We start from the raw sequence: 17954 nt of genomic DNA on the forward strand, positions 1-17954 counted from the left end.
TCATTCACTTCCTATGTCTATTCACCAATCGGGACAACCTCGTTATCCCCTCTTCGATCTTGTCATGGTTGTTAAATGAAAAATTCAACCGGACCGACGAAGCAGCCATTTGGCTTTCATTGACGGCGAAAATATTGCCCGGGAAAAAGGTGACCTTCTCCGTCGCGATCGATTCTCTGAACAGCTCCATCGTGTCGACCGATTCGGGAAAACGAACCCAAATAAACAGCCCGCTCGAAGGGGTTGTCCACGATGCATAGTCCCCCATTTGCGTATATAAATGATCGATCATACTATTTCTCCGTGAACGGTATTCCTGACGCAAATGCTGAAGATGCTCGGTAAACTCGTCTTTTTGAAGGAAGTTGGCGGTAATCTGCTGCGTTAGCGTTCTCGTATTAATATCAGCCGCTTCCTTCACGATAGACAGCTTCTCGACGATCTCCCCGCCCGCAACGATCCAGCCCAATCGCAAGCCGGGCGCAAGAATTTTGGAAAATGATCCGACATAATAGACCCAATCGGGTTGAAACGACTTGACCGCCGGAATCTCGCTATCTTCATAGGCTAAGAAGCCATAGGGGTCGTCCTCGATAATCGGCACTTCATAATCCGCCGCCAGTTGAGCCAGCCTTTGCCGCTTTTCTCTGCTCAATGTATAACTAAGCGGATTGTGACCGCTCGGGATCACATACATACAAGCCGGACGCTCCCCAGTCTGCAATACCTTCTCCGCCTGTTCCACATCAATCCCCATGACCGGATCGGTCGGTACAGTCAAAATCCGCGGTTGATAAGGCTCCACTGCTTGCAGAAATCCCGTATAGGTCACTTCTTCGGTCAATATCGTCTTGCCGGGATCCAGCAATAGCCGTGCCAATAAACTGATACCTTGCTGCGCCCCTGCAGTGAGAAAAATTTGCGAAGTGCTGCACGTAACGCCGCGCTCACTCATCAACAGCTGAATTTGCCGCTTCAGCCGTTCCGTCGGAGGACCGTACTGCAGAGGATCCGATTGCCGGAGCAGCACTTCCCCCGCCGAAATTGCCAGTTGCTCCGCCGGAAAACACTCCGTACTCGGCAAGCCCAAGCCAAACGAGATATACTCCGGACCGCTTGTTAACTCAAGCATATCCTGTAACGCGGAACGCTTCGTCCGCTGCGTCCAAGCCGCTAACCGCTGAGCCATACGAATCTCTCCCTGCCTCTATAAATTTCCTCTTTTTAATTGCTCGCGCTCCACCGCTTCGAACAAAGCTTTAATATTCCCGTTTCCGAAGCCGCGCGAGCCTTTCCGTTGAATCACTTCGAAGAAGAGGGTCGGACGATCCTCCATCGGTTGAGCAAAGATCTGCAGCAAATAACCTTCCTCATCCCGGTCAACCAGAATATTAAGCCGATTCAAGCTATCGACCGATTCATCGATCTCGCCTACGCGATCAGGCAGCAAGTTATAATAAGCGTCCGGCGTATAGAGAAATTTCAGTCCGTTTTTCTCCAGGTTCTCGACAGACTTGATAATGTCGTCTGTTTCAACCGCGATATGACCGATCCCATCCCCCCGGTTATAGTCAAGAAACTCCCGCACTTGCGATTTCTTTTTTCCCGGCGCAGGCTCTACGATCGGAAATTTCACTCGTTCCGTATCGTTTTGCATCGCCTTGGTCATCAAGGAAGAAGTATCGGAGCTTATATCGTCTTTATTGAAGGCGTTCAACAAATGGAAACCAAATACGTTGGCATAATATTTCGCCCATTTGTCCATGTTTTCTACGTTAATGGCAAGATGATCAATGCGGGTTAAGCAAGTGTCGTAGGAAGAAACGCTTTGATTGACTTCCTTAAAGTCAGGTAAAAAGAATCCCGTATATTCCGTACGTTCAACCAGCGTATGAACCATTTCCCCATATGCGCCGATCCGTGCCATTGTCACCTTGCCATATTCATCTTCTATGACCTGAGGCGGCTGGATTGGAATTCCGCCATTGTCAATCGCCGTTTGATAGAGCTTCTCGATCTGTTTGACGCGGAACGCAACATCCTTCACGCCATCCCCATGCGTATGAACAAACTTCGCGATTGGATGCTCCGGCTCATAGGCGGAAGTAAGGACGAGATGGATCTCGCCTTGCTGCAATAAATAGGAACAAACATCACGGTGGCCCGTTTCCAGCCCTTTATACCCGGCGATTCGGAAACCGAACAGCTTGCTATAATAGAAGACAGCCTGTCTTGCGTTCCCCACTAAAATTTCCACATAATCGATATCCTCGATCGGAAACACGTCGCTCACGAATTGGTCCGCTTTCAGCTCCACCTTTGTATTGCTCATCTCTTTCTCCTCCTCTGTCCAATTCATCTTTGCTCATCAAAAGATTTTCCCTGGATTCAAAATATGGTTCGGATCAAACGCTTCTTTTATTTTTTTCATCCACGGCACGGCATCTCCATGCTCTTCGGTGAGATACTGCTTTTTTCCAAGTCCGATGCCGTGCTCTCCCGAACAAGTTCCCCCGCGCTCCAGCGCGAAGCGAACGATCCGCTCATTGACTTTCGCCGCTTTCGCCGCTTCCTCCGGAACAGACGGGTCAATCGGAAACACCGCATGATAATTGCCGTCGCCGATATGTCCGAGAATAGCGCCTTGCAGGTCCTCCGCTTGCATGACTTCCCTGGCAAAGCTTACGGCTTCCGGCAAAACGGATAAGGGAACGCATACGTCCGTCGTCATTAATTTCTTCTCCGGTGCTAATGCCGCTATGGCAAGAGCCGCATGTCGCCTGGCATCCCATAATTGCTCGCCGAATGATTCATCGAACGTATGGCTCCAAGCACCGGCTCCCTCCTCCTGGATGATTTCTTTGACTCGTTCCACTTCAGCCGTAACCGCGCTCTTCCAACCGCTTAACTCTAGGAACAAGGTTGGTTTTTCCTCATATTTCGTCTGTTTGTAAGAATTGATCGCCTGAATCGTATACGCATCTACCAGCTCGATCTTACTCGGTTGAATCGAACGGTACAGCATTCGATTCGCAGCCTTGCAAGCTTGCTGCAAATCGGGAAAAACCGCTTTCGCATACAGAAATGTCTCCGGCAGCCCGTATACGCGCAAAGTAAGCTCTGCAAATACGGCAAGCGTTCCTTCCGATCCCGCCAGCAGCTGGGTTAAGTTATAGCCTGCCGAAGATTTTTTGGCCAAGCTCCCGGTCCGAATGGGTGAACCATCCGCCAAGATAGCTTCCATTCCTAAAATTTGTTCTCTTGTCGATCCATAACGTACTGCGCTGCAGCCGCTGGCATTGGTAGCTGCCATGCCTCCCAGTGTCGCATCGACTCCCGGATCAATCGGAAAGTAGAGTCCATATTTCTTCAGCTCGCGATTAAGCTGCATTCGCGTCACGCCCGGTTCCACCCGTACGGCAAAATCATCTGCTCTAATCTCTAAAATCCGGTTCATATGGGTGAAATTTAGGCTGATTCCTCCTTGAACGGGAACGACTTGTCCTTCGACGCTTGTTCCCAGTCCAAAAGGCACGATAGGGCATCCGATCCGATTGGCATAAGCGATAATCTCTCTTAACTCTTCTTTGTCCTTAGGGTAGAGAACCACGTCAGGAAAACGCCCGGCATGATAAGAGGTAAGATCCCGGCCGTGCTGCTGACGTATAGCCTCACTCGTACTCAAACGTTTTGGGTCGCGAATCATTTTGTTCAGATCCTCTAACAAGGCTTACCTATTCTCCTCCCGTTACGACCGCGTCAGATAAATTGAACCTCTATGCAATGATCCAGCACTTTTTTCAATTGCTCTTGGTTCGGTCTTCTCCAAACCAGTCCAAATGGCTTCAATAACCATTCGGTCTTGTCCGAGAGCATGACAAAGTGTGCGCGCGCTTCCTCCTCCCGCTCCTCGAAGAAACCGAAATGAAGCAATAGGTTATGAATATAGGGGCCTAAACGTTCATCTGTATAGTTATCGCTCATAAAATCGATAAATTGTTCATAAGGCGCCATTGTCACAGCTAAACCGGATGCCTTTGCCGCTTCTCCCAGTTCGCAGAAGCTGGTTTTATCCCTGTTCATCAGATGATAAGTTTCGCTCTTTAAATGCTCCCGATTATACAGCAGACAGATGCTGCGGCTGACATAGTCGATGTAGGTAAAATCAATTTCGCCTTGACTGCTGTCAGGGAAAATCCCCATCTTAGCCATAGACTGAATAATGGTATACAATCCGTTGTCCTCTATGTTTTCCTGGAATCTGCCCGTTTCGGAATGACCCATAATATTCCCAACCCTGAATATATTGCCGTTTAATCCCTGGCTTCTAGCTTCTACAATCAGCTTTTCCGCTGCTAATTTACTTTCGCCGTAGGGATGGCCTACTTCTTGACCGATATCATGATCGTATTCCGTAAACACCACGCATTTGCGATTTTGTATGCTTCCTTTGGAAACCGCCGTAGTCGAAATAAAGTTGAAATCTTTTGGTTGATGTTCCTGAGCAAACCGGATCATCCGCTTCGTGCCGTTTACGTTCAGCTCTTCAAATTCGGAGTAATGACCATAATGTTTCACCGTCGCGGCCGAGTGGATGATACAATCTATCGTTTGGGCGAGAGAATCATATTGTTCATCCGTTAAACCGAACCTGTCATAGAGCAGATCTCCGTTTACGACGGTTACTCGATTTCGGTCGAATAAAGCAAACCCGAAATAGTACTTCCATTTATCGGCTAACCGCGCCTCGGCTTCCGCTTGCGTCTTGCCTCGGACAAGGACATGGAGACGACCGTTCGACTCTTTTAATAAATCGTGCAACAAGTGAATACCTAAGTAACCGGTAGCGCCGGTCAACAAAATATTGGCGTAATGCTTCACCTGTGTCAGATCTACACGTTCCAATTCCTTATATTGCGCCTCATATTTATTCGCTTCTTCTTGAATAAATCGCTGCATCTCCGCAGAAATCGCAGCTCGCGACGGTGAGCTCTTCTTTAATTTCTCCAGCTTCGCTTCGGGGCTGTCCGATTGCTCCTTGATGTTTTTGGCAAGCTGATGGATCGTCCGATAGGTGAATAGATCGTTTAGCGCCACTTGATAGGTTTCATGGAGCTTCGATACAAATTGAATCGCAATAAAGGAGTCGCCTCCCAGATCAAAGAAATCTTCATGGATATTCACCACTTTTAATCCCAGGATCTTTTGCCAAACCGCTGCGACATCCTGCTCTTTTTTGCTATAGTCGTTATCTTCTCTGCCCGTCAGTTCGACGGTTTTTGAAGGCGATTCCGATCGATCGGGAATATGAATCCAGCATGGAACGCGATCGAACGGATAGGTTGGGAGCGGCACTTTGTACGCGGATTCCTTCCTGTACAGCTTGTCCCAATCGATGTCGGCTCCTTTTACATATAAGTCCGCCAGCCTTAGAAGCAAGCCCTCTTTCCCAGTGCCGGCTTCAAGAGCTTGTTCCGCATATCGACTCGCTTCTTCCCTTTCAGAAGACTCGATTGCGTGTTGATAATTTTCCGCTTCTTCCCAACCGTCCCGTGCCAGTTTCAATAGTTTGCTTTCAAGGTCCCGTAAATCATTTACGACCATAGCCATACGATGCGGATGATGCTCTCTTCCCGTACTCGCCGTGTAACAGATATCCCTTAGACTTGCCTGTTCGCTCTGTTTCCGGGCAATATCACGCACATAGCCGGTCAACAGCTCGCGCAGTGCCGTTTCCGACTTGGCAGAGAGCGTAAACAAATAAGGACCTTTCTGTACCGCCTGTTCCTCCCTCCTTGGCGGCGCCTCTTCCAGCACAAGGTGACAATTGGTGCCGCTCATCCCGAAAGAACTGACTCCGCAAAGACGGGGAATGCCTTCCGTTTCCCAATCCGTCAATTGATCATTGATATAAACAGGCGATTCTTCAAACGAAATATTAGAATTCGGTTTATGGAAATGTAGGCTGGCGGGAATCTTCTTATGCTGTAAGCTTAACGCCGCTTTAATGACCCCTGTTATGCCGGACAAAGAATACGTATGGGCATAGTTGGTTTTGACTGATCCAATGGCACAAAATTGTTTCTTATCCGTGTAACGCCGGAAGGCGTTCGTAATGGCCGAAATCTCGATTCGGTCGCCCAATTGGGTTGCCGTCCCATGCGCTTCCATATAAGAGAGGTGCTCCGGATGGATTCCGGCATCTTTCCACGCTTCTACAATAACGGCTTCCTGCGTGATCGGATTGGGAGCGGTTATGCTGATCGCACGTCCGTCATTATTGGATGCACTGCCTTTAATCACCGCATAAATATGATCATGATCGCGCATCGCTTTACTCAACGGCTTGAGGATCAAGGCTGCAGAGCCTTCGCCGAGCGCGGTTCCTTCCGAGTTATCCGCGAAGGTTCGCGTCCGGCCATCGGATGATTCCATGCCCACGCGCGATCCAATATCGACCGGAAGCAAATTAAGCTTAATCGCGCCCACAATCGTCTGATCCATCTGGCCGTTACGCAGCATTTGAACCGCAACATGGATCGCGCTAAGCGAAGAAGAACAAGACGTATCAATCAGCATCGTCGGTCCATGCAGATCCAATAAATAGGAAATGCGGCTTGCCGTCATTGGCCCCGAATTCCCCGGGTAGGCCAAATAAGTCGATTCCGGTTCTACATCCTGGACGATCGTCTGGTAGCTTAACGGCTTGGCGCCTTCACTGCTCACGATCACGCCTGTATTGGATCCGATCAGCTTCTTGCCGCCATAACCGGCGTCTTCTATCGCTTGCCAAACCGTCTGCAGGAACAATCGCTGGTTTGGATCCATCAGCTCGGCTTCTTTCGGCGTTATCCCGAAAAACGAATAATCGAATCCATCGATTTCTTCCAGATAACATCCTCGAAAATACTTGATCTTATCATTAGCGTTTTTAAAGCGTAAGTAGGCTTCGATGTTGCCTCTGCGCTCTTGTGGAAAATCGCCTGAACAGTCTATTTCATGAATCAGATTACTCCAAAATTCATGCCGGTCCGCCGCCTTGGGATATTGCATGGCCATACCAATGATCGCAATTTCTTTGGTCGATCCTTCATGAATGATTGGTGCGGATGATTCCGTTTTGCTTTTATTGCTTTTTATATCAAAATTTAGAAGTTTGGCCATGTGAAATCCCCCTGTTCCGTTCGCATAAGCTCATTTACGACAGGCATTCGGAGTAATGGTTTTAGCCGATTTTGTTGCTCGCTATGCGGTACTTTTTTCGTTTCAAATACGGAACGCAGCATCGATAGAGCTCCTGCCAGCTGCTCTCTGGTCGGTTCTTGCTTGGATTGATCCAATTGCATGGCGATTTGCTTCACCTTTCGATAAGGCTCGATTACGCCTTTTGCATAAGCCTCGTTATCCCAATTGCGATTTTTGGTCGCTGCCGCGATCGCCAGACACTTTCCGATAATAGAAGGCTCGGCATTCTCCCGGTTGAACGCTCCCTTTGCCTTTGGAAGATCATCCGTCTCTCCTAAAGACACGGTCAGGATGGAAGGAGCATTTTTTTTCATTAAGCTTTGCAGCACTTGCTTAGGCCCTAGCTCGATGGCAATCTTCACCTTGTGAAGCCGTAAATACTCGACCGATTCCTGCCACCGAACCGGTTCCGTCATTTGCCGGGTCAAGAGATCCATCAGATGCTGCGATTCATGCGGAAGAGCGGTCACATTAGAGATCACCGGGTAGTCACCTGAACCGAAGCGATAGGGGGCAAGTATTTCTTTAAACCGACCGGCAGCAGGCTCCATCATTGGACTATGGAAAGCCGAGCTCACATTCAACGGATTAACCGTTACTCCCTCGATCTTTAACAGTTCGGAAGCCACCTCGTTAACGGCCTCTTCATGCCCGGATAACACGAGCTGCTCCGGGGCATTGTAACAGCCAATCACAACCGGCTTCTCCTTGGTTGAGATTTGCTTACACAACTCCCGGGCCCGCTTACGATCGGCCTGACCGATTGCCGTCATGACGCCCAGACCGTTTGTCACCGCTTCTTGCATCAATTGACCGCGATGGCGTACAATTTGCAGAGTATCGGCAAACGAAATCGCGCCGCTGCAGGTTAGTGCGGAAAATTCTCCCAAACTATGCCCGGCGGCAAAGTCCGGTTTAAGCCCAATCTCGTCCATATAGACACGGTATGCGGCTACGCTTGCCGTCAATACGGCAGGCTGCGTGTACTCCGTTCTTGTTAATTGGAACAACTCACCCTCAAAACATAATGAAGACAGGTTCATTTTCAGTACGTCATCCGCTTCTTCGAATGTTCTTCGAGCCATAGGGAATTCGTCGGCAAGACTTTTACCCATCCCTGCGTATTGAGATCCTTGACCAGGAAATAATAGAGCAATCAATAATTTGTCCTCCTAAAAGATATTTTTAAGTTTTATTTTCTGTGGAGAATCACCCCCCTCAAATTTTTGGAATGGAATGTAGACCGAAGGCTGCTCAAATGACGAAATTTTCAGACTTTTAGGAGCGCTTTATCGCTTTGTTACTTGTCCAGAGCCGCATCATCCTTCGGGTATGCGTAAAATAGCCCCCACCTTGTCTGCAAGTTGAGGGCTAAGATAGACTGGATAATGATTTGCGAAATCTTTACAAAATTGTAGCCGTGCGTATTTTCATCCAAATAATAACACTGCGATTCGAAAAGCGGAACATTTCTTGCGGACTATTTAAATAGTAACTGCCGCCCCGTTCCGCCCTTATCGTTGAGAATTTCCCTTGTCATAGTTCAGATTGCCTGTAAGAAACCCTACCAATAAGCAGCTCCGCCTTAACGCAAAAAAAGGTCCCAAAGATCCTCATCGTGATCCGTCGGCGCAATCTCCCCGCTCGCATACATTGCTTTATAAGTAATTAAGCGAATCGTCACAGTCCCATAGTCACGCTCAATCACGCTAAGATCAGCATATGGCTCGATCTCAATACCCATTTCCTTCAGCAGCTCTCTCCGCAGCCGCTTCAATCATTGACGCTCACCCGCAACACTTTCACCTTCTCCGGTCCCCCCGCCGTAAACCGCCCCCACTTCCTGACGCACAGCGCGCAGAGGAGCATGCCGATCAACGCGATTACGCCCCAGACGACGATCGTCGCCTTCCAGCCGAAATGATGGCTGATGGCCGCGATGCCGTAGATGGAGACGGCACTGCCGAGGTAGGCGAAGGCGTTGAGGAGGCCCGAGACGGTCGAAATCCGCCCGTATTGGGCGAAGTGCATCGGGAGCCGGCTGATCAGCAGCAGGTTGATCCCGTTCGCGCAGCTCGTCAAGAGGGCCATGAGCAGCAGGGAGGCCGCGGCATTCGAGGCATAGACCGCGGTCAGGCCGGCCGCGGCCGCAAGGGCGATGCCCCAGATGCAGGCGACGGTTTTGAGCTCGTTCCCGATCAGCCGCTGAACGAACGAGGCGGCGGACACGCTCACGATCGCGAAGACGGGCAGAATGGCCGTACTCAAGATCGAGATGGAATTGCCGAAGCGGTAAACCTCGTTCAAGTAGGTCGGCATCCACGTCGTAATGCCGTCGCGCAATGCCCCCTGCAGCACGACGACCAGCATGATCGGCAGAAGGCCGGAGGCCATGACGAGGGCACCTGTCGATTCCCGTACGGGACGCTCGACCGCTTTCTCGTCCACGATCCACTCCCGCACCGCAAATCCTTTGACGCCGACAAACCACACCGCCGCTATGCCAAGCCCTAACGCAGCCGTAGCGACAAACGCCAGCCGCCAGCCGGACAGCCAGATGCAGAGCGGCACGAGCAAGTAGACCGCGATCGTCCCGGCGGAGGACGCCGTGAAGACGCTGACGCTGGCCCTGCGATAGTTCTCGCTGGTCAGCGTCTGCGCCATGATCCGCACTAGCGGCGGCCAGAGCATCGCTTGAAAAAATCCGTTAAAACACCAGACGACCGTAATAACCGAAATGTCATGCAACGCCGAGACGGCCAGGTTGCAGACCGCGGTTGCCGTTAACCCTGCGGTTATCATGTACCGGGGCTTGACGCGGTCGCCCAATAGGCCGAAGATCGGCTGGCCGGCGCCGTAAGCGATAAATCCTCCGATCAAGGCCATGCCGGCAGCCTGATTGGAGATGGCGAGCGAATCCGCGATTTCGGAGATGGCCGCCCCATAGTTGAGCCGAGTCATATAACTGGTGAAGTAGACGAGGCAGCACAAGGCGCTGAACAGGAAGACTCGCTGTTTGGTCAATGCCGGCTCTGTCTCCGTCTCCTGCCCAGCCGCGCTTATACGAGACATTTGCCCTCCCAATCCTTGTTGCCCGGCACGCCGAGAAGCTTCGCAATGGTCGGCGCAACGTCGATGATGCTTGCCCCTTCGATCCGCTGCCCGGGCGAGAACGAGCCGCCTTTCATCACTATCGGAATCGTCATATCCTCCGGCATGTCCGTGCCGTGCGTCCGGTCGTGTCCGCCGTGGTCGGCCATGACGATGACCGCGTAGTCCTCCGGTATCGCGCGCGCGGCTCGCTCGATGCAGACCCACGAATCGTAGACGGATTGGATGTATGCCTCCGACATCCAGCCGTGCCGATGGCCAATCTCGTCCACCAGCCCCAAGTAGAGGAAGACGAAATCCGGCGATTCCTCGTTCATATATTCGATGGCCCGGTCGGTCAGCATTTGGTTGGTCGCCTCGTACGTATAGACGCTGCCCGAGATGAAGCAGCTATGGGCGAGCGCCCCCGGACGGGCCAGGTCGCGCAGCTCCGCCCAATTGTGGAACAGGCCGCAGCTCTTCCCATGCGCCGCCAATTGCTCGAACAGCCCGGCAATCGGCCGCACCTGAGCCGTATAGACGTTCTCCACGATGCCGTGGCGTTCCGGCGGAACGGCGTGGAACAGCGACATGTGGCAAGGCAACGTGACGCTCGGCATCACCGTCCGCGCATCCAGCGCGCTGCTCCCCTTCGCCTTCATTTCCGCAATATAAGGATGACCGGCTAGCTCCAGACTGTCCGGACGCATGCCGTCGACGAGAATCAGCAGTACTTTGTCGCTCACGATCGATCAGCTCCTATTCTTTTACGATGGGAATGGCATTTTTCTTATACAGACTGTAAATAGGCTCCGGCAGCTCCCGGTCGGTAATGATCGTATGCGACGGGGACACATCGCACAGCTTGACGGTGGCGGCGATCTCGAACTTCGAGCTGTCGGCCAGAATGAACACTTCGTCGGCGTTGTGAATGTAGGCCCGCTGGATATCGAACAGCTCATGGACGAACACGCCTACCCCGTGGCGCAGCGAGACGGCCGAAGGGAACACGAACGCCTTGGCAACATGCAGACGGTTGACGGCATCGAGCGCCATATGGCCGTAGAACGCCTTCTCCCCGCGCAGGTACTGCCCGCCGATCTGGATCAGCTCGAACCCTTCGGCATCGGTCAGCGCCCCGAACACCTCCGGCGAATTCGTCACGACCGTCAAGCGGCGAAAATGCTCCTTGAGCAGCGGCGCCAGCTCCATCGCGGTACTGCCCGTGTCCAGGGCGATCGTGTCGTCCTCCCGGATGTACCGGATCGCGATGCCGGCGAGCTGCCGCTTCAGCTCCCGGTTCTCCGACATGCGGCTCTCCAGGCTGGCGAAGCGCTTCATCTTCTGGTTCGAGACAGCGCCGCCGTGCACGCGCTTCAGCGCCTGCTGGCTCTCCAGGTATTCCAGGTCGCGCCGCACCGTTTCGATGGACACGCCGAACCGCTTCATGAGCTCCGATACGGTCACGGACGTCTTCTGCTCCAGCAGCTCCATAATTTTCATCCGTCGTTCATTTGCAAACAAATGCAATCAACTCCTCACAAATACACAATCAATATAAGGCGAACGCCGGAAGCTGTCAAGAGGATTTCGCATCATCGGCAGCCGTAAGGCATCCCGCCCCCCCTCCCGCTACCACTCCCCCGGTCGTTACGCAACCAACCAATCCCTCCCCGCACCAACCGATCCGCCAGCCGCTCCCGAATCCGCGATTTGTGCGCCCCGTGGCGGAATGATTGATTGTTCGCGAATGAAAGCGCTATCTATAATGAGCGTGAACGACTAACCCATTTAGAGGAAGGGAGGCGGAACGTTCGAACGGCTTCACCGGCAACAAACGATAATCGACTTTGGAGGAGGAAGCAAATGAAGCGTATTTTGGCACTGCTGCTCAGCATGATGTTGATTTGCTCGATTTACCCGCTTCAGCCCTTGCCCGCGCGGGCGGACAATTCGAAGCTCCCGGCCTTTCCCGGGGCGGAAGGCTTCGGCTATGCGACCGCCGGCGGCCGCGGCGGCGAGGTGTACCATGTCACGAGCTACGAGCTGACGGGACCCGGAACGTTCCACGACGCCATCATGACGGCCGGCGATACGCCGCGCACCATCGTGTTCGACATCTCCGGCGAAATCACGATTCCCCAGATCGTGGCGAGGAACAAATCCCGAATTACGATCGCGGGCCAGACGGCGCCCGGGGAGGGCGTGACGATCAAAGGGAACAACATCCGGTTCATCGAGTCGAGCGATATCGTGATCCGGTATTTGCGCTTCCGCATCGGGAAGCAGACGTTTAACGACGACACGATGTATTTCGAAGACTGCCGGAACGTCATCATCGACCACTCCTCCTTCTCCTGGGGAACGGACGAGGTGCTGTCCATCAAGAGCAAGGACTACGACAATCCCCGCTCCAACAACATTACCGTCCAATGGTCCGTCATCTCCGAAGGCCTGCTGACCCATTCGATGGGCGGCCTGATCGAGATGAACACGATCACGATGCATCACAACCTCTACGCCCACAACAACGACCGGAACCCGAAGACGAAGGGCCAGATCGACTTCGTGAACAACATCGTCTACAACTGGGGCGGCTTCCCCTATGTGGCGGGCGGCGAGTCCGGGACGAAGGGCTACGGGAACGTCGTCGGGAATTATTTTGTCGCGGGCCGCAATTCGGCCGATCCCGAGTACGCCGTCGTCCGCGGCAACGAGAATTATCAGGTGTACCTGGCGGACAACCGGATCGACGGCAACAAGAACGGCCGGCTCGACGGCACGGACGCGGGCACCGGCATCATCGAGGCGGAGCGGCCGAGCGTCGTCGTGCCGGACCGCTTCGAATACCCGCTCGTGCATACGCAGACGCCGGAGGCCGCGTACGAGCATATTTTGAACCACGCCGGCTCGTCGCTCGCGCGGGACGCGGTGGACGCGCGGGTCATGAACAGCGTCCGGAACCAGACCGGCGTCATTATCGGGGACGAGGACGATGTCGGCGGCTTCCCGCCGCTGGCGAGAGATACGGCTCCCGCCGATCAGGACCGGGACGGGATGCCCGATGCTTGGGAGCTGGCCGCCGGTCTGAACCCGGCCGATCCGGCGGACCGCAACGGCGACGCCAACGGGAACGGCTATACGAATTTGGAGGAGTATTTGAACGAGCTGGCAGCGCCCGGCTTCCCGGCGGACTACCCGATGACGCCGCCGGCCTGGTCCGGCCCTCCGTTCACGCCGCCGCCCGTCCCGCCCGAGCCGGAGCCGACGCCGGAGCCGGCGCCGAGCATGGACGGGGAGCTGCTGCGTAATGTCGTCATTAACGACAACAGCGCGAGCGGCAGCGCGAATGCGGCCAACTGGTCGGTCCGGAACAATCTTCAGTCCGGCGACATCGTGTTCGGGGACCGGATGACCGGCAGCAGCGTTTACAAGTTCGACGCCATCCCGGAACACCTGAAGGGGCTCGAATGGATCCGCTCGGCCGTCGGCTCAAGGAGCGCGACGAGCAGCGACCTGCTCTCCTTCTACTTGGCCGCCGACGCCGACGTGTATGTCGCGTACGATTCGAGGATTACGACGGAGCCCGAATGGCTGACCGCCCACTATGAGGATACGGGCGAGACGATCGTCGACAGCCAGCCGGTGACGTACAAGCTGTACAAGAAGCGTTACGCGGCGGGCTCCCGCGTCGTCATGGGCGCGAACAACAACACGTCGAGGTGCCCGTATATCGTCATTCTGAAGCCGTCGGCTCCGGAAACGGCGCCTCCCGCGTCTGCGCCTGCGGATCTGGCGGGCGAGGCGGCGGCGGACGGCGCGGTATCGCTTGGCTGGTCGGCCGCGGAAGGGGCGGACGCCTATCTCGTCTACCGTTCCTCCTCCAAGGACCCTCACTTCAGAGCGGTCGCGGCGGCGGAGCAGACGCAATACGCGGACGCCGATGCGGAGCTTGGCGTCGCGTACCAATACAAAGTGTCGGCGCTGAACGCCGGCGGCGAATCTCCGCTCTCGGCGGCGATCGAAGTAGCTGTCTACGATACGTCGCAGCCCGCGCCTTCCGCCCCGACGGGACTGAGCATAGCGGCGGCCAGAAGCTTGTCCGTCGAGCTGGCATGGACGCCGGCGGCGGACGCGATCAGCTACACCGTGTACCGGGCGGACGGTTCGGCTGGCGAATATAGCGAAATCGGCACGACCGCGTCGGCAGCCTACGCCGATAAGACGGTAAATCCTTCCGCCTCCTACTCTTATCGGGTGTCGGCGACGGGAATCGGCGGCGAATCCGAGCGCTCCGGCAGCGTCGAGGCGACGACGAAGGCGCCGGTGACCCTGCCCGCGGTGCCTTCGGGACTGGCGGCCGGGGAAGTAAGCGCCGATTCCTTCGAGCTCCAGTGGACGCCGGCGGACGGCGCGGAAAGCTACAACGTCTACCGGAAAGCGGACGGCGAAGAGGCTTTTGCCTTCATCGCCCGCGTCGCATCGGCCTCCTACGTCGACGAAAGCGTCAGCGTGAGCAGCGCGGGCTACAGCTACCGGATTACCGCGGTCAATGAGATGGGCGAGACGGCGCCGACGGAGCCGCTGCGGATCGCAATGCCCGTTCCCGGCAAGCCAGCCGATCTCGTCGTCGGGCTGGTCGGCGAAGCTTTTGTCGGGCTCATCTGGACCTCGGGCGGCGGGGATACCCAGGTCAACGTGTACCGGGAAGCGAACGGCGTCGTCGAGAACGTCGGAGCGGCCAAGGTGCATACGTTCTACGACCGCACGGCCGAGCCCGGCGTGGATTACACCTACTACGTCAAGGCGCAGAACGCCGCCGGCGAATCCGAGGCGTCGAACCGGGTCAAGGCGACGCCGGGACTCGTCACGGTGCTGGAGAACTACATGGCGCAGTACATGGCGACCGGCGACCTGAAGAAGCCTCTCGCCGCCCAGCTGGCGAACAGCTTGAAGCAGGCGAAGCACCACTTGGAGAAAGGCTCGAATAGAGAAGCCCTTCGCTTTTTGGAGAAATACATGACGCAGCTGGAGGCCAAAAATATGCAAAAGCATATTTCCGCCGAGGCCAAGCGGACGCTTTCCTACTACGCGGAATTGTTCGTGGACCGGTTGGAGCAGGCGTGATCTGTTAACGAGTAATGCAGCGGGGGCTGTCTCAAAAGGCCGTGAACCGGTCTGAGAGACAGCCCTGTATAGCTTCTTTGACCATGAGACGACCGACGGTGCTAATTTCAAAAAATGAAACTAAATCGCTCTCAACCCCACACCTACCTTAGTTAGTTTCAATATTTGAATTTAAACGATTCCATTCGCGCTATCCCTTTCGATATTAACCGCTTTAGTTTCAATATTTGAAACTATACGCCTACTGCACCCCTTTCTTTCGCACTTAATATCAGTTTTTGAAATTAAAAAAGACTGTCCCAAACTCGGGAGCGAGCAATGAAACGCGCTGTCGGTTCGAAGAATGCCGTCCCGCCGATTTTTCATCAAGACGAGCACACCTGCTTTTGGGACAGCCCCGTTTGATTTGCGACGAAATGACATATTCCGGGAGGCAACGGGGCACAATGGATTGGGAATAAGGCAGGAGGAGGTTAAGGACCGTGTCGCGCGAAAACAACCCGAACAAGAAGCCGAGCCCCGGCAACAACAAGGATTCCGAAGCAGCCGAATCGACGAAAAAGAAATAATAAAAGTGAAAGACGGGCATTCCGCAGGATGTCCGTCTTTCTCTTTTGAAAACCCGATTTCCTTCCGAGACTTCCGTTTCCCGTCCATGCTACAATAAGAGCTAGCCATTTTGGACTTCTTATATCGTTCAGGAGAAAGGATGAAGCCGTTGTCCGCAAGAACCGTGCTGCTGCGCACCCGAGGAAACATCGACTCGGGGAAAGTTTCGTTCATTGAATTGTTTTTCGATTTGATCTTTGTATTTGCCGTAACGCAGCTATCGCATTCCTTTCTGGAAAATTTCACGATCGAAGGCGCCGTTCGGCTGGCGCTGCTCACGATGGCCGTCTGGTGGGCGTGGATCTTCACCGCCTGGGTCATCAACTGGCTGAATCCCGAGAGCAAGCACGTTCGCGTCCTGCTGATCGCGCTCATGCTGCTCGGGCTTGTCATGTCCTCTTCGATTCCGAAAGCGTTCGAGTCGACCGGACTTTATTTTGCCGTCGCTTATACGCTGTTTCAAGTCGGACGGACCGCCTATACCGTATGGATGCTTCGCGACGGGCTGCCCGAGCTTCGCGTCAGCTTCGTCCGAATACTCGCTTGGCTGATGCTGTCGGGTACGTTATGGATCGCCGGGGGGATGGCGGAGGGCGAATGGCGGCTTGCGCTTTGGATCGTCGCGCTGCTGGTGGAATACGCGGCTCCATCGCTCGGATTCTGGACGCCTCGCCTCGGCCGAACGCCGACGGTCGTCTGGAACGTCGAAGGGTCGCATATGGCGGAGCGCTGCGGCTTGTTCATTATTATCGCGCTAGGGGAGTCGATCCTGCTGACCGGAGCGACCTTCTCCAAGCTCGCGTGGGACCCGGCCACGCTAGCCGCCTTCGCGGCAGCCTTCGTCGGCACGGCGGCTATGTGGTGGATTTACTTCGATTCGACGGCCAAGACCGGCCATTACTTCATCGCCCATTCCTCCGATCCCGGCCGGGTCGCCAGATCGGCCTACACATACACGCATTTGCTGCTCGTTGCGGGCATTATCGTGACGGCGGTCGGCGACGAACTCGTGCTCGCCCATCCGGTCGGCCATATCGAAGCCGCAACGACGGCCGTCATTCTGGGAGGACCGGCCCTCTTCCTGCTCGGCAACGTCCTGTTCATGCGGATCGTGTCGGGCGTCTTCCCGGCGCCTTACGTCACGGGGCTCGTCGCGCTCGCGGCGTTCGGCGCGGCGTCCGCCTTCATGAACGCGATGCTGTTGTCGGTCCTGTCCAGTCTCGTGCTGGTCGGCGTCTCCCTGTGGGGCTCGCGCTACTCGGATCGGATGTGCCGCGTGCCGTCGGCGGATCAGCTTAGCGGCTCCGTCTAGCGTCTAGTTCAGCGTTGATGCCTGATCGATCCAGCGGATGAACGCCTCCGCGTAGCGCTGCAAATAGCTGCGGGTCGTTTCGTCCGTCAACAGGCGCCGGTCCGCATCGACCTTGTCCGTCACTTGCGAGATATACATTTTCTGAAAAGGAAGCACGAACACCTGCACGGCCTCCAGCGTCTGGCGGATTTGCTGCTGGGCCATCATCGTGCCCTTCGCCCCGGGCGTGGCGCCGATGACGCAGGCGGGCTTGCGGAGAAGCGCCGCGGTCTTGGTGGGCGTCGAAGCCCAGTCGAGCGCGTTCTTCAGGACGCCGGGGATGCCCGAGTTGTATTCCGGGCTGACGATGACGATGCCGTCCGCCTGGGCGATCGCTTCGCGGAATTGCCGAACCGGCTCCGGTCCGGGCCCTTTGTCCAAGTCTCCGTTGTACAAAGGCAGCTCCGCGATCGAGATGAACGCGTACTCGGCCCCGGGCGCAAGCTCGGGGATCGCCTCCGCAACGATCCGATTGAACGATTGCTCTCTCAAGCTGCCAACGATAATGCCGATTTTCTTCATGTCAGGTTCC

12 protein-coding genes are annotated in these 17954 nt (G+C 54.8%); 2 read left to right on the top strand and 10 right to left on the bottom strand.

Going from position 1 to position 17954, the window contains the following annotated elements; genetic code table 11:
- Window positions 1-4: 4 nt before the first annotated feature.
- From IDH41_RS25325 to IDH41_RS25365, 9 genes are all read right to left on the bottom strand, one after another.
- Window positions 5-1189, bottom strand: coding sequence for an aminotransferase-like domain-containing protein (locus IDH41_RS25325; protein WP_190866131.1), 1185 nt, complete (start codon window positions 1187-1189; stop codon window positions 5-7).
- An 18-nt stretch (window positions 1190-1207) separates the two neighbouring features.
- Entirely contained in the window at window positions 1208-2332 is a 1125-nt protein-coding gene (gene hppD, locus IDH41_RS25330) for a 4-hydroxyphenylpyruvate dioxygenase (protein ID WP_190866133.1), read from the bottom strand.
- A 36-nt stretch (window positions 2333-2368) separates the two neighbouring features.
- Window positions 2369-3706: an FAD-binding oxidoreductase gene (locus tag IDH41_RS25335; protein ID WP_190866192.1), complete on the bottom strand. Its 1338-nt coding sequence runs from the start codon at window positions 3704-3706 to the stop codon at window positions 2369-2371.
- A gap of 53 nt (window positions 3707-3759) precedes the next feature.
- Window positions 3760-7164, bottom strand: coding sequence for a thioester reductase domain-containing protein (locus IDH41_RS25340; protein WP_190866135.1), 3405 nt, complete (start codon window positions 7162-7164; stop codon window positions 3760-3762).
- Entirely contained in the window at window positions 7149-8405 is a 1257-nt protein-coding gene (gene fabD, locus IDH41_RS25345; protein ID WP_190866137.1) for an ACP S-malonyltransferase, read from the bottom strand. Before fabD ends, IDH41_RS25340 begins: the two co-directional genes overlap by 16 nt.
- Window positions 8406-8830: 425 nt before the next feature.
- Window positions 8831-9022: an NUDIX hydrolase gene (locus IDH41_RS25350; protein ID WP_190866139.1), complete on the bottom strand. Its 192-nt coding sequence runs from the start codon at window positions 9020-9022 to the stop codon at window positions 8831-8833.
- A complete protein-coding gene (locus IDH41_RS25355) occupies window positions 9019-10317 on the bottom strand; it encodes an MFS transporter (RefSeq protein ID WP_190866141.1) in 1299 nt (432 codons plus the stop codon). Before IDH41_RS25355 ends, IDH41_RS25350 begins: the two co-directional genes overlap by 4 nt.
- Window positions 10305-11081, bottom strand: a complete 777-nt coding sequence (locus tag IDH41_RS25360) for an alkaline phosphatase family protein (protein ID WP_190866142.1) — start codon at window positions 11079-11081, stop codon at window positions 10305-10307. Before IDH41_RS25360 ends, IDH41_RS25355 begins: the two co-directional genes overlap by 13 nt.
- Window positions 11082-11094: 13 nt before the next feature.
- Window positions 11095-11859, bottom strand: coding sequence for a DeoR/GlpR family DNA-binding transcription regulator (locus tag IDH41_RS25365; RefSeq protein ID WP_190866144.1), 765 nt, complete (start codon window positions 11857-11859; stop codon window positions 11095-11097).
- 342 nt (window positions 11860-12201) lie between these two features.
- On the opposite strand from IDH41_RS25365, the gene IDH41_RS25370 reads away from it, so the two are divergent.
- The gene (locus tag IDH41_RS25370; protein WP_190866146.1) at window positions 12202-15462 is read left to right on the top strand and encodes an FIMAH domain-containing protein; all 3261 of its coding nucleotides are present in this window, start codon (window positions 12202-12204) and stop codon (window positions 15460-15462) included.
- Window positions 15463-16171: 709 nt separating this feature from the next.
- Complete coding sequence (locus IDH41_RS25375; RefSeq protein WP_190866148.1) at window positions 16172-17383, top strand: low temperature requirement protein A; 1212 nt, start codon at window positions 16172-16174, stop codon at window positions 17381-17383.
- Between the two features lie 3 nt (window positions 17384-17386).
- Here IDH41_RS25375 and IDH41_RS25380 read toward each other — a convergent pair whose 3' ends face one another.
- Entirely contained in the window at window positions 17387-17944 is a 558-nt protein-coding gene (locus IDH41_RS25380) for an NADPH-dependent FMN reductase (RefSeq protein ID WP_190866150.1), read from the bottom strand.
- Between the last annotated feature and the right edge of the window lie 10 nt (window positions 17945-17954).

Origin of the sequence: Paenibacillus arenilitoris (assembly GCF_014705655.1) — a bacterium.
Taxonomy (GTDB): domain Bacteria; phylum Bacillota; class Bacilli; order Paenibacillales; family Paenibacillaceae; genus Pristimantibacillus; species Pristimantibacillus arenilitoris.

Coding starts and splice junctions, on each gene's coding strand:
- IDH41_RS25325 (WP_190866131.1), bottom strand. CDS start 1,189: ATGGCTCAGCGGTTAGCGGCTTGGACGCAGCGGACGAAGCGTTCCGCG.
- hppD (WP_190866133.1), bottom strand. CDS start 2,332: ATGAGCAATACAAAGGTGGAGCTGAAAGCGGACCAATTCGTGAGCGAC.
- IDH41_RS25335 (WP_190866192.1), bottom strand. CDS start 3,706: ATGATTCGCGACCCAAAACGTTTGAGTACGAGTGAGGCTATACGTCAG.
- IDH41_RS25340 (WP_190866135.1), bottom strand. CDS start 7,164: ATGGCCAAACTTCTAAATTTTGATATAAAAAGCAATAAAAGCAAAACG.
- IDH41_RS25355 (WP_190866141.1), bottom strand. CDS start 10,317: ATGTCTCGTATAAGCGCGGCTGGGCAGGAGACGGAGACAGAGCCGGCA.
- IDH41_RS25370 (WP_190866146.1), top strand. CDS start 12,202: ATGAAGCGTATTTTGGCACTGCTGCTCAGCATGATGTTGATTTGCTCG.
- IDH41_RS25375 (WP_190866148.1), top strand. CDS start 16,172: ATGAAGCCGTTGTCCGCAAGAACCGTGCTGCTGCGCACCCGAGGAAAC.
- IDH41_RS25380 (WP_190866150.1), bottom strand. CDS start 17,944: ATGAAGAAAATCGGCATTATCGTTGGCAGCTTGAGAGAGCAATCGTTC.